This is a genomic window from Ferdinandcohnia sp. GQ5 (assembly GCF_059759275.1).
In genome coordinates this window covers 58,223-71,883 of the sequence record NZ_JCAXEW010000021.1, presented here as the reverse complement: position 1 = coordinate 71,883, position 13,661 = coordinate 58,223, and the positions used below count along the sequence as shown (strand labels likewise).

Annotated in this window: 15 protein-coding genes; all 15 read right to left on the bottom strand. The window is 40.4% G+C overall.

All coding sequences use genetic code 11. The annotated features are described in order from the left end of the window. Positions 1-136 precede the first annotated feature (136 nt). A complete protein-coding gene (fabZ, locus tag AC6CHV_RS21650) occupies positions 137-571 on the bottom strand; it encodes a 3-hydroxyacyl-ACP dehydratase FabZ (RefSeq protein WP_099354540.1) in 435 nt (144 codons plus the stop codon). A gap of 152 nt (positions 572-723) precedes the next feature. Continuing rightward, on the bottom strand, positions 724-1,020 hold the full coding sequence (locus AC6CHV_RS21645) for a DNA-directed RNA polymerase subunit beta (RefSeq protein WP_341333202.1): 297 nt from the start codon (positions 1,018-1,020) through the stop codon (positions 724-726). Between the two features lie 280 nt (positions 1,021-1,300). Further along, complete coding sequence (locus AC6CHV_RS21640; protein ID WP_341333203.1) at positions 1,301-2,143, bottom strand: flagellar hook-basal body protein; 843 nt, start codon at positions 2,141-2,143, stop codon at positions 1,301-1,303. A gap of 94 nt (positions 2,144-2,237) precedes the next feature. Further along, on the bottom strand, positions 2,238-3,074 hold the full coding sequence (locus AC6CHV_RS21635) for a flagellar hook-basal body protein (RefSeq protein WP_341333204.1): 837 nt from the start codon (positions 3,072-3,074) through the stop codon (positions 2,238-2,240). Positions 3,075-3,472: 398 nt separating this feature from the next. After that, complete coding sequence (locus tag AC6CHV_RS21630; RefSeq protein ID WP_099354544.1) at positions 3,473-4,474, bottom strand: rod shape-determining protein; 1,002 nt, start codon at positions 4,472-4,474, stop codon at positions 3,473-3,475. A gap of 263 nt (positions 4,475-4,737) precedes the next feature. Then, entirely contained in the window at positions 4,738-5,013 is a 276-nt protein-coding gene (gene spoIIID, locus AC6CHV_RS21625) for a sporulation transcriptional regulator SpoIIID (RefSeq protein WP_010677153.1), read from the bottom strand. Between the two features lie 293 nt (positions 5,014-5,306). Beyond that, positions 5,307-5,969 carry an exonuclease domain-containing protein gene (locus AC6CHV_RS21620; protein ID WP_498079649.1) on the bottom strand — a complete coding sequence of 221 codons (663 nt, stop codon included), beginning with the start codon at positions 5,967-5,969 and terminating at the stop codon, positions 5,307-5,309. Positions 5,970-5,983: 14 nt separating this feature from the next. Further along, a complete protein-coding gene (locus AC6CHV_RS21615) occupies positions 5,984-7,864 on the bottom strand; it encodes a DUF294 nucleotidyltransferase-like domain-containing protein (RefSeq protein WP_498079648.1) in 1,881 nt (626 codons plus the stop codon). Between the two features lie 80 nt (positions 7,865-7,944). Then, positions 7,945-9,603 (bottom strand): sodium:solute symporter family protein, encoded by a 1,659-nt coding sequence (locus AC6CHV_RS21610; RefSeq protein ID WP_341333207.1) that lies wholly within the window; start codon positions 9,601-9,603, stop codon positions 7,945-7,947. 174 nt (positions 9,604-9,777) lie between these two features. Further along, positions 9,778-10,080, bottom strand: a complete 303-nt coding sequence (locus AC6CHV_RS21605; protein WP_341333208.1) for a DUF4212 domain-containing protein — start codon at positions 10,078-10,080, stop codon at positions 9,778-9,780. A 93-nt stretch (positions 10,081-10,173) separates the two neighbouring features. Further along, a complete protein-coding gene (locus AC6CHV_RS21600) occupies positions 10,174-10,353 on the bottom strand; it encodes a hypothetical protein (protein ID WP_121449220.1) in 180 nt (59 codons plus the stop codon). Positions 10,354-10,799: 446 nt separating this feature from the next. Further along, positions 10,800-11,327 (bottom strand): chromate transporter, encoded by a 528-nt coding sequence (locus tag AC6CHV_RS21595; protein WP_498079647.1) that lies wholly within the window; start codon positions 11,325-11,327, stop codon positions 10,800-10,802. Beyond that, positions 11,324-11,875 (bottom strand): chromate transporter, encoded by a 552-nt coding sequence (locus AC6CHV_RS21590; RefSeq protein ID WP_498079646.1) that lies wholly within the window; start codon positions 11,873-11,875, stop codon positions 11,324-11,326. Before AC6CHV_RS21590 ends, AC6CHV_RS21595 begins: the two co-directional genes overlap by 4 nt. Before the next feature lie 197 nt (positions 11,876-12,072). Next, positions 12,073-12,678, bottom strand: coding sequence for a pyroglutamyl-peptidase I (pcp, locus tag AC6CHV_RS21585; protein WP_498079645.1), 606 nt, complete (start codon positions 12,676-12,678; stop codon positions 12,073-12,075). Continuing rightward, complete coding sequence (locus AC6CHV_RS21580) at positions 12,675-13,550, bottom strand: PhzF family phenazine biosynthesis isomerase (protein WP_498079644.1); 876 nt, start codon at positions 13,548-13,550, stop codon at positions 12,675-12,677. Before AC6CHV_RS21580 ends, pcp begins: the two co-directional genes overlap by 4 nt. Positions 13,551-13,661: the final 111 nt, after the last annotated feature.

Here is a 13,661-nt window from a genome sequence, read left to right as displayed (position 1 = left end):
GACCACTTGGTCTTCACTTAGCTTTCCCAGAAGTGTACAAATGTATCAAAAAAATTACATCATTTATCTTTACTTTTTGAGTTTGGCCAAATAAAAAAACCAGATGATTCCTCTCATCCGGTTTCTACGTTATTCCTTATTCCGTTTTTTCACCTAGTGCAAACATAATTTCTGTTTCGCAAACGAGCTCGCCGTCAACCGTTGCAATCCCTTTTCCTTTGCCGATAGACCCTCTTAGACGTGTGATTTCAACTTCTAGACGAAGTTGGTCTCCAGGAACTACCTGTCTTTTAAAACGGCAGTTGTCAATTCCAGCAAAGAAAGCAAGTCTGCCTTTGTTTTCTTCTTTTTTTAGCATAGCTACTGCGCCAACCTGTGCTAATGCTTCTACAATTAACACACCCGGCATAACTGGGTATCCAGGAAAATGTCCGTTAAAAAACTCCTCATTCGCTGTAACATTTTTAATGCCGAGCGCACGTTTGCCGTCTTCCATTTCAAGGATACGATCGACTAATAAAAATGGGTAGCGATGCGGAATAATTTCCTTGATTTCATTAATATCGTACATCTTTACAATTTCCTCCTCTATGTATATAAGGACTTACTGAATAAAGTCAGTATCTTATGCCTATTATAATACAAGTGTTGTGGAAAATCTAAATTTCGTCGGGAAAGCCGTAAATTTCTAACCATAAAAAAAGAAGGCATTGGCCCTCCGTTTTATTTTTCTGCATCCTTATTTACAATGTCAACAATATGCTGCCATGTTTCTTTTTTCAAGGCATCACTTGGCTTACCATCCCCAATGACTCCGTAACCCACAACCACACCGATTATAATGCTGGCTGCAAAAAGAACAACGACAAGCAAAAGTCGTACCCAAATCGGAATTAAACGGATTCTAATTTTTGGTTCGCGCTTTTTCTTAGGTTCTTTTTCCGTATTCTTTTGTTCATCACGCGTTTTTCGAAAATCCTCGCGTGATTTTACTTGTGTATTGTTTAGTTCACTAGTCACTGAGATTACTCCTTATCTATAGGGTGTTCCAAGATTTACGATTGTCTGCCTTAATTTATAGTATTCCGTAGGTTTCTATTTTTATCAATAGTACCAAATCAAATACGCCAAGGCGTATTTGCGCCCGATTTTTTTTCGAGCCCGCTCGAAAAACTTCCTTTGAAAAATCGTGGCATCCGCCGGAGGTTATAACTTTATTCAGTCATTGTTAAACCCCAACTGAATTTATCATACTACTTTTATTCCTGGCTACGAATGAAGATGTTCACGCTGAATAAAGTTATCGTAGACCGTTCACAAGCCCCATCATTTGGTCTGAGATGGAGATTGATTTTGCATTGAATTGGTAGGAACGTTGAGTCAGTAGCAGATCTGACATTTCGGTTGTTAAATTAACGTTCGACTGTTCGAGAGCTCCTTGTTGCATACTCACTTGTTCACGGAGAGCGCCTTGAAGAGAAACGAATACGTCATCCGCTGCGATTCCAAGCTCCGCTAAGTCAGGTAACGCAAATTGATTTTGACCTACCGCTTGAAGAAGTTGTGGTTTTTGCACTTCAACAACAGACAGATTAAAACGTTGCAGCGCACCTGCTTCAGGGACAACTGTTATTTCCCCGTTTGCTGATATCTGAATTTCCTTAAAACGGTCTACAAACACAATCGGTTCCCCGTCTTGATCTAGTACAGGGTTACCATCGCTAGTCACTAGGGCAACACGATTTGTTCCGTCATTAGTTGGTGATAAATAAAGCGACCCATCCCTAGTGAATCGAGGAACTTGGACCCCATTTTCATCCACTACTATTTGAAGAAATTGATTTTCCTTTGTAAAGGCAATATCAAGTTCACGGTTAGTTTTTTTTATCGCACCTTGGCTCATCATCATATTGGTTGATCCAATTTTTGCACCAACACCTACACGAACACCATTTGGGGTTAAGCGGCCTTCTTCCTGCGCAGCAACTGGTTGATTATTAAACTGTTGGGTTAAAAGCTCACTAAAGGTGACCTGACGTTTTTTATAACCGGTCGTGTCAGTATTGGCTAAATTATGCCCAATTGTATCAAGCTGTTTTTGTAGCTGACTCATCGTATTGGTTGCTGTAATCATCGAGCGCATCTGAAGACCTCCCTACATTTTTCTATATATCTCGCTCAAGGCCCTATTAACTTCTAGGTTACAAGCCAATCATCGGGCATGCTTAGTGCTTTTCTTATAATCTTCCAATCTCGTTAACTGCTTTATCCATACTCTTATCATACGCCTGAAGAACTTTTTGGTTGGCTTCAAATGTGCGGTATGCTGTCATCATTTCCGTCATTGCTTGTGTTACATCCACATTTGAGCCTTCAATAAAACCTTGTTTTACCGTGAATGCTACTTCAGGATTTGCGGTTGCATTTGGTAACACTAAGCCATCATTTGTACGGTATAATCCATTCCCCTCTTTAATCAGGTTTTGTGGATTTTCTGAGTAAACAATGCCAAAACGCATTTGGGCAAGTCCGTCTACAAGAATACGGCCATCCGCAGTAACCTCAAATTGATTACTATCGACCTGGATTCGGTTCCCATTCTCATCTAGAACGAAAAAACCTTCGCTTGTTGTTAAATAACCGGTTGGATCAACAGTGAAGTTCCCATTTCTCGTGTATCTCACATCACCATTTGCATTTTGAACTGCAAAAAACAAAGAGCCCGGTTTGTTAGTCTCAGGATTGATCGGTAAATTTCCGTCCACTAATGCCATATCTGTGGAGAGTCCTGTTTCGCGGATATCTCCTTGCTTGAACAGCGGAATCATTTCTTGCATATACACACCGGTATTTAGTCCACCAATCGTACTTGCTGTCCGAAAGGTACCACCATTTTTCGCAGGACTTGGTACACCCTCAAGACGTTGCATTAACATTTCAGGAAAAGCACGTAAAGAACCTTGGTCCGCTTTGTAGCCAGGTGTATTCGCATTTGCAATGTTGTTCGTTAACATTTCCGTACGACGCTGCCCAGCAAGCATACCAGCCGCTGCAGAATAAAATCCACGTAACATAGACTCACCTCATTTTTCCATATCCCATATCCGAACAAATAACTACTATAGGTTGTTCAAAAAATGGGCCGTAAATGACACTTCGAATTTCTGCTTACATTGCTCCGAGAACTGGGTGAAAACCAAATTATGCGCTTGCGTCTACTAGCTTATTCACGCAGTAAATTCCTCAGCGCAAGGCTGCAAGGGAGTTAACTCAAGCAGTTGCCTCGCTCCGGTACTCAAAGCTGCGCCGCCTTGAAATTCTCGGTCCTTTTCATCCTCATTTTTGAACTCATACTACTATTAATTATAGTAGGAAATTCCTATTACTTCATCTGTAAATTTTAGCCACGTAGTAAAAAGGTAGAAATGTTAGAAAGGACCTGCCGGTTCGGAAAGGTCCTCAATTACGTATATTAGACTAATTTTCTTCGTGGAAGCTTGTCCAAGTTTTCAAGCATGACGCCTGTACCGATTGCAACACATTCCATAGGGTTTTCAGCAATTAATACAGGTACACGCAATTCTTCAGCTAAAAGCTGATCGATTCCGTGAAGCAATGCTCCACCACCTGTTAAAATCACACCACGGTCAATGATGTCTGCAGAAAGCTCAGGCGGTGTACGTTCAAGTACACTTTTCGCTGCTTGTACAATTGCAGAAACTGGCTCACGTAGTGCTTTTTCAATCTCACCAGATTTAATTGTAAGTGTGCGCGGCAAACCAGTAACCATGTCACGACCACGAATGTCAATTTCTTCATTACGTGAATCCGGGAATACCGTTGCAACCTGGATTTTAATATTCTCAGCTGTTCTTTCACCGATTAATAGCTTGTACTGACGCTTGATATAGCTCAAAATTTCCGCATCAAAAGTGTCCCCAGCCATTTTAATTGATGAGGCGGTGACGATATCGCCCATTGATAATACAGCCACATCTGTAGTACCACCGCCAATATCAACTACCATATTTCCGCTTGGTTGGAAAATGTCCATGCCTGCACCAATCGCAGCCACTTTAGGTTCTTCCTCAAGATAGATTTTCTTCCCGCCGCTTTTTTCAGCAGCTTCCTTGATTGCCTTTTGCTCAACAGAAGTAATATTTGTTGGACAACAAATAAGGATTCTTGGTTTTGAAAGAAATCCTTTGACATTTAACTTATTAATAAAGTGCTTTAACATAGCCTCTGTTACATCGAAATCTGCAATAACACCGTCTTTTAAAGGTCGAATCGCAATAATATTACCAGGTGTACGACCGACCATGCGTCTTGCTTCTTCACCAACAGCTAAAACCTTTCCAGTGTTTTTATCTAATGCCACTACAGATGGCTCGTTTAATACAATTCCTTTGCCTTTTACGTGTATGAGTACGTTTGCTGTCCCTAGATCAATACCGATATCCCTAGCTAACATTTGAGTAACTTTCCTCCTTGCATTTTAAACAAAAATGCATCTATTTTCCTAATAATATATTGTATCACAATTTACCATATAAAATAGATATTTTGTAATTTTTTTGTAGGAAAATGTCGTAACTTAGAATAGCTTTGTGCTTGCCTCGGCCACAAGCATAAGACAAGCGCTGACAGAAGGTGTGTTTTACCTTCAGAAGCACTTGTCTTAGACTTTGATAGTGCCTAGAGCTAGCCATTGCAAGAAAGAAAGTCACAGGCATGTTATTTCACTGGTTCTTCTTGTAGTTCTTCCTCTTTTTTGTACTTTAGCTTTGTCGCTTCTCCACCCCGTAAATGTCGTATTGATTTATGATAATCAAGAATTTCTTTTACTTCATTTGCTAGTTCGGGATTGATTTCAGGTAGCCTTTCGGTTAAATCCTTATGGACAGTACTTTTGGAAACGCCAAATTCCTTCGCAATGACGCGAACTGTTTTTCTTGTCTCCACGATATACTTTCCAATCTTGATAGTTCGTTCTTTGATGTAATCGTGCACACTACTCGCCCTCCCTATATGGATGTGAGAAGTGTGAAATGAGACGCGTTCATGCTTCAACGAAGAAGAAGTAGTACTTGAACTATATTCGTCAAATGTTTTGCTGGAACTTTGAAGACGGTATACGCCCCCTCACCTCAAACACTCTCTTTGTTAGGTTTGTAACCATTTTATTAGCTTGGTTGAGGGATTATGCTATAAAAGTCAAGAGGGACAAGGGTTTTATCAAAATATTTTTAAAAATTGCTTGTTCTACCGATTAAGACAGGCTATTTTTGCCATTGGACAACCTGTTATCTAAAAAAATGATTCTGATTATTTTCTGTTGCTTGGAGAAGATCACCCCACGTTCGTTTTCCTCGGCTTTTAAAATGATGAAGGAGTTCGACAAAAAGATAAGCTGTCGTTAAAGCATCACCTGTCGCTGAATGACGATTATACATTCTCGTTCCAAAATTCTGGGCGTATCTGTGCAGATCCCGCATATCATAAGACGGGGAAATATATCCGATCAAATCTAACGTATCAATCGTTGGCATCCGCACTAAACTGAATTTTTCCCGTTTCAGTTCACTTTTTAAAGTTGCAATGTCAAACGATACATAATGCCCAACCATACAGTTGCTGCTCTGTTCCATTATAAAATGAAAAAGATTTGTAATTCCTTCAATCGATGAGGGAGCGTTTTCGACCTGTTTATCAGTGATTCCTGTCAATTCGATTATTTCCTGAGAAATTTGTCGTTTTGGGTTTATAAAAGTATGAAATTGTTCCTCTTCACAAACCCGCAATCCCTTTACCTGTACAGCAGCAATTTCAATTAGGCGATCAACAGTCGAAACCCGAAATCCAGTCGTTTCTGTGTCAAAAACCGTAAACGAAATTTCCTCAAGCGCTGTTGATAACGGTATTTCCTTATGAAGTTGCTGAAAAAGTGGCTTTTTACCAAAAAACAAGAGACTCCCTCCTTTTATACTTGGAAGTGGGCATATACTAGAGTTTGTATCTCTTTTAAGATTTTCACACTTAAAATAAGTTCTTCCTTTTCCTTCGTTGTTAAGTGGGAAAAATGAAGAACTGATGTTAGCTTCTCCCTGTTTTTATATTGGCGCCATCTCAGTTTTACGTAAATATGCATCACATCTGAAGCAGCCGCTTTTACATCTCTTCCAAAACTATCGCTAAATGCCTTCTTCTCTACTAATCTATCAATTCTCTCAAATGGAGTCCCCGAGATGATTCCATATTCCAGAGAAAGAATTTGCAAGCAATGGTGGTATGGAAATAAAATTTCTTTTTTAATATCCAACTGCTTTCGTTCCAATTTAAAAAGAGCACGAATCGGGTGATCTAATGAAGGGATATGATGTTCCTGTTCTTGTAGCCGATACAGAATTATTTTTGCTTTTTTCATTTGTTCTAGTATTCTTGCTTCAAATTCCTTATGGAGCTTCTCATCTCCATATAAAAAGCGATACGAAAAGAAATTCTGAGCGAGTAGCATATGCTGATTAGTTGCCGTTGTGCTCCATGTTTGTACTCTGTTCACCCATGTCTCCAATGATCCGCGCCAGCTTGGGTTGCTCGCCATCATATCTCCTAAACAGCGTGCATACCCGGCTTTCTCTAATATATGAACGATTTCTTCTCCTAATTTTGAAAAATAACTCTCTATCTTTGGGCTTTTGTTATCATATATAAGAAAATGGTCCTGATCGGTTAACAAAAATTGCTCTTCACGGCCTGCGCTCCCCATTTGATAAAAGCAAAATGCAGTAGGTGGGCGTAGTCCTTCTCTTTTTGAGAGTGCTTCAACAGCCATCTCTATACATCTCTTCACGAGCCGGTCATATAACCTTGTCACACTATCTAGTACTTTGAAAATGGGTACATCGTCCTGTAATAGAGTATCCATAACATCATAAATGGCCATTTTTACAGAAGGTAAAGTATCTTCTGTTGCAGACTCGATGGTCTTAATCGTTCTCATCATGCTGTCCTTGTTTTGCCTTAATACATCTGAAAGTGTAATAATTCCGGTGATATTTCCATTCTCGACAACTGGCAAATGTTTAACGCCATGTAAAAGAAAAGTGGAAATTGCCTCATAATAATAGGCATACTTCGAAATAGTGACAGGGTTTTTCGTCATTACTTCAGATGCAAGTGTGTTTCCATTTTTCTTTTCAGAAATAACTCTTGAAACGAGGTCACGCTCTGTAATGATTCCTCGCAATTTATTTTTTTCAAGGACAAGAACAGAGCTTGTGCGGTGCTCAGTCATTAGACTTGCTACATCGCTGATAGCTGTGTTTGAGTTCACAGAAACTAGTTTTTTTGTCATGATATCCTGTACTCTTCGAATAAAGGTACCATTCTCCTTCGCCATTCTCGTAATGGACACCTGTTCTGCCAAAGAACTGTAGATTTCTCTAAGACGAATGGCAAGCTGAGTGAAAAGATAATGATGGAATTGTTGATCATGCAGGCGTTTTTCAACGACTTGAATTGGGATTAATAAACATTGTCCAGCTTCCGTTGCCATTACACCCACCCGATACTCTAGGAGGGGTTTTTGCTCACCAATTAAATCCGCAATACTGGAAAGCCCAATCAATTCGCCTGGTTTTACTATTTCAAGAACCTCCCGATTATCAGGCGGCCCAACAAACACTTCTGCAACACCAGAAAGCAGCAGAAGTAACCCCTCCCGCTGCTCATTGGCATGAAATAGTAAATCTGATTCCATATACACTTTTTGCTGGCATAAGGATAAAAAGTGGAACGCATCTTCTTGTAATAGCCCTTGAAAAAGCGGATGATCCTTCACCATTTTATATAGCTTCTCCATGGTTTCTCCCTCTTTTAAAAACGGTTCTACAGGAATATTCTGTAGAACCGTCAGTTATTCATTCTATGTGCTAGACTTTATTAAGCCTCATCTTTAAGCCATACTTCGCCATCCTTGTAAACCATTTGTTCAGGGTAGCGCATATCGACAACCTCGTCCTGCTTTGCTTGTGATGGCGCCTCGGTCATTAATGAAACAATAATGTTTCCTAAGAAACCAGCTGCTGCCCCAAAGATACCTGCTCCTGTATCAATAATGCCTAGGATGGTGAAACCGCCGTATTTCGCTGCGAAAATATACGCTAGTACGACTACTAATCCAATAATCATTCCAGAGATAACACCTTTTGCATTCGACCGCTTCCACCATACTCCAAGAACGAGTGCCGGGAAGAACGTACTAGATGCAATCGCAAAGGCCCAGGCCACGATTTGCGTAATCGCTCCAGGTGGATTTAACGCAACTAAACCTGCGATTAAAGTTGCAACCGCAATTGACCAACGTGCTACACTTAAACGGTTTTTCTCTGTTGCATCTGGCTTTAAAACACGATAGTAAATATCGTGAGCAAATGAAGAGGAAAGGGCAATCATCAATCCACCCGCCGTAGATAATGCTGCCGCCATTGCACCTGCAGCCATTAATCCGATAACAAACACTCCAAGGTTTGCAATCTCAGGTGTTGCCATAACGACGATATCATTGGCGATTGTCATTTCTTGCCACTGCAAGATTCCGTCACCATTTGCATCCGCAAGCTTTAATAGACCTGTATCAATCCAACTTTGGGTCCAATGAGGAAGCTCCGACATTTTTTGACCAGCAACCTGTGTCATTAGAATGAAACGTGAAAATGCTGCATATGCAGGAGCTGATAAATATAATAACCCGATAAATAAAAGAGCCCAAGCTCCTGACCAACGAGCTGCTTTCATTGTAGAAACCGTATAGAAACGAACGATAACGTGTGGTAATCCTGCCGTTCCACACATTAACGTAAACATTAACGCAAGGAACTGCCATTCTGAACCTGTTGCAAACGGAGCAAAGTATTCTGTGAAACCTAACTGCCGATCTAACTCACCAATTTCCTCAACAATTTTCCCGTAAGATAACCATGGTAAAGGATTGTTGGTTAATTGTAAGGAGATAAAAATAACTGGAATCAAGTACGCGACAATTAACACGATGTATTGCGCTACCTGAGTCCATGTAATCCCCTTCATTCCACCCATTGCTGCGTAGAAGGCAATTAACACAACCCCAATCATTGTTCCAACCTTCGCGTCAATTTCAAAAAGACGCCCGATTACAACCCCTGATCCAGACAACTGGCCAATAGAGTATGTAAAAGAAATAATGATTGTACAGATTGCTGCTACAATACGAGCTGAATGGCTGTCAAACCGGTCCCCAATAAACTCCGGTACCGTGTATCGGCCATATTTACGAAGCTGTGGCGCAAGGAGGAATGTTAATAATAAGTATCCACCTGTCCATCCCATAATATAGGCTAGGCCGCCATAACCGAGCGCCATGATCGTTCCGGCCATTCCGATGAATGAAGCAGCACTCATCCAGTCTGCCCCAATCGCCATTCCGTTGTAGACAGGCGGTACTCCACGTCCTGCTACATAAAAGTCCGAAGTCGCCCGTGCTCGGTTGAAGATGGCAATCCCAATATAAAGAGCAAACGACGCTAAAATAATAATTAATGAGACCAGAAATTGTGTATCCAAATTTCCTCCCCCTTTTGGGTCAAATTTAAGATTTGTATAGGTTTGTGACATGCTGTGTGGGATGATTCTTGCATTTGAATCTTTTCATCTTCAAGAAACGTCTTTAGGAGTAGGGGTTATTGTTATATCCGTAGATTCTATGTTTGAGAGAATGTTTGTTAGGTTGGTTTGTTTTTAATGATCTAGCACTTTTCCAGAACTGATTTGTTCGTTTTTCTCTTCGTCGATGCCATACTTTTGGTCAATTTTGTCGCTTACCTTCGCATTCACAAATAAGATTATGATAAAAGTTAAAACTGCGCCCTGCGCCCCCATGAAATAATGGAATGGCAGCCCGTTTACCGAAAACGTGGATAGTGGCTTTGCAAACAGGACAACACCAAATGAGACAAGAAATCCAATAATTAAATAGATAATAATATTCCTTGTTCTCTCCCTAAAGTATCCATCCGCAATCTTCTTATCAACTTTTTTCAACTACTAGCACCTCCATAAGAATATAATTGGACTTTCGGTTACACCCTTTAGTTTTGCATCACCTCCTTCAAGATTTATTAAACTCCAATACTTTTATCCAAGATTAAAAATAAAACGAATCGTCTCCCCAAGCGGTGCCGGAAAACGAATGATTTCAAAGATAAAGTACCCAAAAATAGACACAAACGGTAGAAGTAAAAACAAAGGGCGCTTACGCTTAAACGCCATAAAAAGGCTGAAAATAACAATAAACAGCATCAAGTATAGCATCATGACAGGTTCACTCCTCATAATGTAAGCGTTGTCAATTAATAAAGATTGGAACAAGTACATTTACTATATGTACGACATACATTTTGTAATATTACGAAAATTACCACATTTACATTATCAATTTTTTTCCAAGGCTCGTCAAGAAAAGATTTTAGCGAAATTTGGAGGGTGGGTACCTTTCGAAATCACCTAGAGCACCACCATCCTTGCTAACTACTGGAAAGTGACAACACTCAAAAGCGCTTGGAGTATCACCATCCTCCTAACTACTGGAAAGTGACAGCACTCGGATGCAACTGAAGCACTTCCGACTCTCGAAAACACATGTAGCACCACCACCCCCCTAATAAAAGGAAAACGGCGTCTTTCACCTCTAATGAAACACGCCAACTTACAAAAAAGAGAGTTCAGTTTTCAGCATAAGAAAGATAATTTCAAATAAAACCCTACAACAACACAGCCCCATACACAAGTGACCCAACGATTACATACGCAGGGTGGACCTTCCATTTTTCAAGCAGCAAAAAACTCAAAACAACTAAAATAAGCGTATGCGCCAAGCCTGCGTCCACATAGGATTCCTCAAAAAAGCGATACGCCATTGCCCCTAGAAGTACAGCGATTGTCGGACGGATATAGTTCGTCATCCGTTTAACCTTTGGAGAATGCTTGAACTTTTTCAAAATGCTAAGCAAACCGATCATTAAAAGTAACGAGGGCGCAACCGTGGCAAAAACAGCAACACCTGCACCCACTATTCCCGCTTGCTGAAAACCAACGTAGCCGGCCATCTTCGTTGCAATTGGTCCCGGTAGCGCATTTCCGATCGCAATCACCTCACTGAATTCATGAACGGAAAGCCAATGATAGCGATGAACAACTTCATTTTCAACAAGAGGAATCGAGGCTGGCCCGCCACCGTAACCTAGAATACCTGGAATTAAAAAGGCAAGAAAAAGCTGCAAGTAAATCATTGTTGTTTCTCCTCCCACTTGTCCTTTTTCAACAAGGCAGCTACTAGTAAAACACCCACTAAGATTCCTGGGTGCACCCCCAACACATCTAAAACTAGTATGCTGGCGACCCCAAGCAAAATTGCTTTCGTCCAACCAAGACCTTTTTTCGCATTCATGAAAAATTCCCAGGTGAGTTGGGCAAGCATGACCCCAACTACTGCCAGCACTGCTTTTGTCATTCCCTGTACCCAACCAAGATTTTTAAAAGAAGTCAATGAGGTAAGTAGTACGATCATTAATAATATGGTTGGAACTGATGTTGCCAAAACAGCATTGATCATACCAAGCCAGCCTCCAACACGATACCCAATATAGCCGGCCATTTTTGTTGCGATTGGCCCGGGCAACGTATTACCGAGTGCAAGAATATCACCAAAATCGTCATCATTTAGCCATTTGTAGCGATCTACCGCTTCCTTATGCACAAGCGGAATAGATGATGGGCCGCCACCGTAGCCCAGTATGCCAACCTTGAAAAATGCGTAAAAAATATGTAATTGCTTCATTTTTAATTCCTTTCTGAAGCTTTATGAATGTAAAAAGAGGAAGCCCATATTAGGCTTCCTCTTAGTGTTTTCAATTATTTTTCTTGTATTCAATTGGCTATTAGCCGTAATTTTGATTTATTAGCCGTAAATCTAAATTATCAGCCATATTTTTCATTTATCAGCCATCATTCAAAATTATTAGCCATAAGTCCATTCTACTCGCCAAGCACCTCAATCATCGCGCGAATAGACTCTGTTAAATCTGCCAACGACCAACTTGGGATACCCGATTTCTTAAGCGCAAGTTCATGTGAAGCAGGGATATGGATGAATCCTGCTCGCATTGGAAGTTGTTCTTGCTCAATTTTATGCAAAACGGAGTACATCACATTGTTGCAAAGATACGTCCCTGCTGTGTTTGAAACAGCGGCCGGGTAGCCTTTATCAATGGATGCATTTACAAATTCCCGAATCGGTAATGTCGAAAAGTAACCCGCTGGACCGACTTCTTCAATTGGAGCATCCTGTAATCTCACACCACTATTATCTGGTTCACCATCGCGGCAATTAATCGCAATCCGCTCAGGTGTGACTTTATTTCTTCCCGCTGCAAGGCCTAATGAAATCACGACATCAGGCTTAACCTCATTGACATGCTCGATACATTGCCTTGCTGACTCTGCAAAATCAACCGGCAGAATCCTTCCAACAATCTCGTATCCTCCAATCGTTTGCCCTTCCAATGCCTTCACAATCTCCTCAGTCGGATTGATTGGATTATCTAAAAATGGGACAAACCCTGTTAATAATAGTTTTTTCATTGTATCCTCCCGCTTTGTAGAATAATTGCGTTCCCGCTTATTCTTGTACGTATTATTTTTTTATTTTCAACTTCTATTTCCGCTTGAATTTTACTTGGTTTGCCCATTGTTTCCCCCTGATAGATATGATAAATATTCCAACCTTCCTGGCTAGTACCACACACATTATATAGGGTTACATATACACCAAGTGAACTTGCTGCTACACCAGTTGCAGGGTCTTCATCATATCCAGATTGATTAGGGAATTGTCTTGCTTTTAGCTCATTCTTGCATAAAACAGCAAAGGGATAAAAACCAGTTATCTTAAATTTATCACATACTGACCATAATTTTTGAAAATTTGGCTTTAGATTATGTAAAATCACAGAATTCTTAATAGGAATCATTAACTTCGGCCTTGACGTAGATACTGACTTAATTGGAAATAAGGGGTTTATGTCATTTTCAGGAATACTTAATGCTAGTGCAACCTCTGCAATACTTGGATTATCCGTTTGTAAAGTTGGTTTAAATTGTTCAACCGTTACAACAACACTCTTCTCTTCCATTTTCCAATGAACAGGTACTACTCCAACACTTGTCTCTATAAATAGCGATTGTTTTAAGCATTCTTCTTGTTTGACTAAAACCGTTACTGCTGCAATTGTGGCATGTACACACATTTCCATTTCATGTTTGGGCGCAAAATAACGCAGTCTATAATCACATTCCTTTGCCCTAGATTCCAAAATAAAAACTGTTTCAAAACCAAATGTGGCTGCCATGGATTGCATCATTCCTATTGATAAGTGGTCAGCATTACGCACAACTGTACAAGGGTTGCCACCGTTTTTCGAAATGCCAAATACATTTGTTTGTACGACGTTCATTCTATTCTTACCCTCCTAAACAGGGACTTCTACTTCCTCACCTCTTGCCCTTACTACAACATAGGCCAGACCCGAAAAGGATCTGACCTTGTTTTACGATATTAAGTTGGA

Bases quoted from the DNA above. Each gene is read 5' to 3' on its own strand.
- fabZ (WP_099354540.1), bottom strand. From the start codon at position 571: ATGTACGATATTAATGAAATCAAGGAAATTATTCCGCATCGCTACCCA.
- AC6CHV_RS21590 (WP_498079646.1), bottom strand. From the start codon at position 11,875: ATGAAGCAATTACATATTTTTTACGCATTTTTCAAGGTTGGCATACTG.
- AC6CHV_RS21640 (WP_341333203.1), bottom strand. From the start codon at position 2,143: ATGCGCTCGATGATTACAGCAACCAATACGATGAGTCAGCTACAAAAA.
- AC6CHV_RS21635 (WP_341333204.1), bottom strand. From the start codon at position 3,074: ATGTTACGTGGATTTTATTCTGCAGCGGCTGGTATGCTTGCTGGGCAG.
- AC6CHV_RS21595 (WP_498079647.1), bottom strand. From the start codon at position 11,327: ATGATTTACTTGCAGCTTTTTCTTGCCTTTTTAATTCCAGGTATTCTA.
- AC6CHV_RS21630 (WP_099354544.1), bottom strand. From the start codon at position 4,474: ATGTTAGCTAGGGATATCGGTATTGATCTAGGGACAGCAAACGTACTC.
- AC6CHV_RS21580 (WP_498079644.1), bottom strand. From the start codon at position 13,550: ATGAACGTCGTACAAACAAATGTATTTGGCATTTCGAAAAACGGTGGC.
- AC6CHV_RS21615 (WP_498079648.1), bottom strand. From the start codon at position 7,864: ATGGAGAAGCTATATAAAATGGTGAAGGATCATCCGCTTTTTCAAGGG.
- pcp (WP_498079645.1), bottom strand. From the start codon at position 12,678: ATGAAAAAACTATTATTAACAGGGTTTGTCCCATTTTTAGATAATCCA.
- AC6CHV_RS21600 (WP_121449220.1), bottom strand. From the start codon at position 10,353: ATGATGCTATACTTGATGCTGTTTATTGTTATTTTCAGCCTTTTTATG.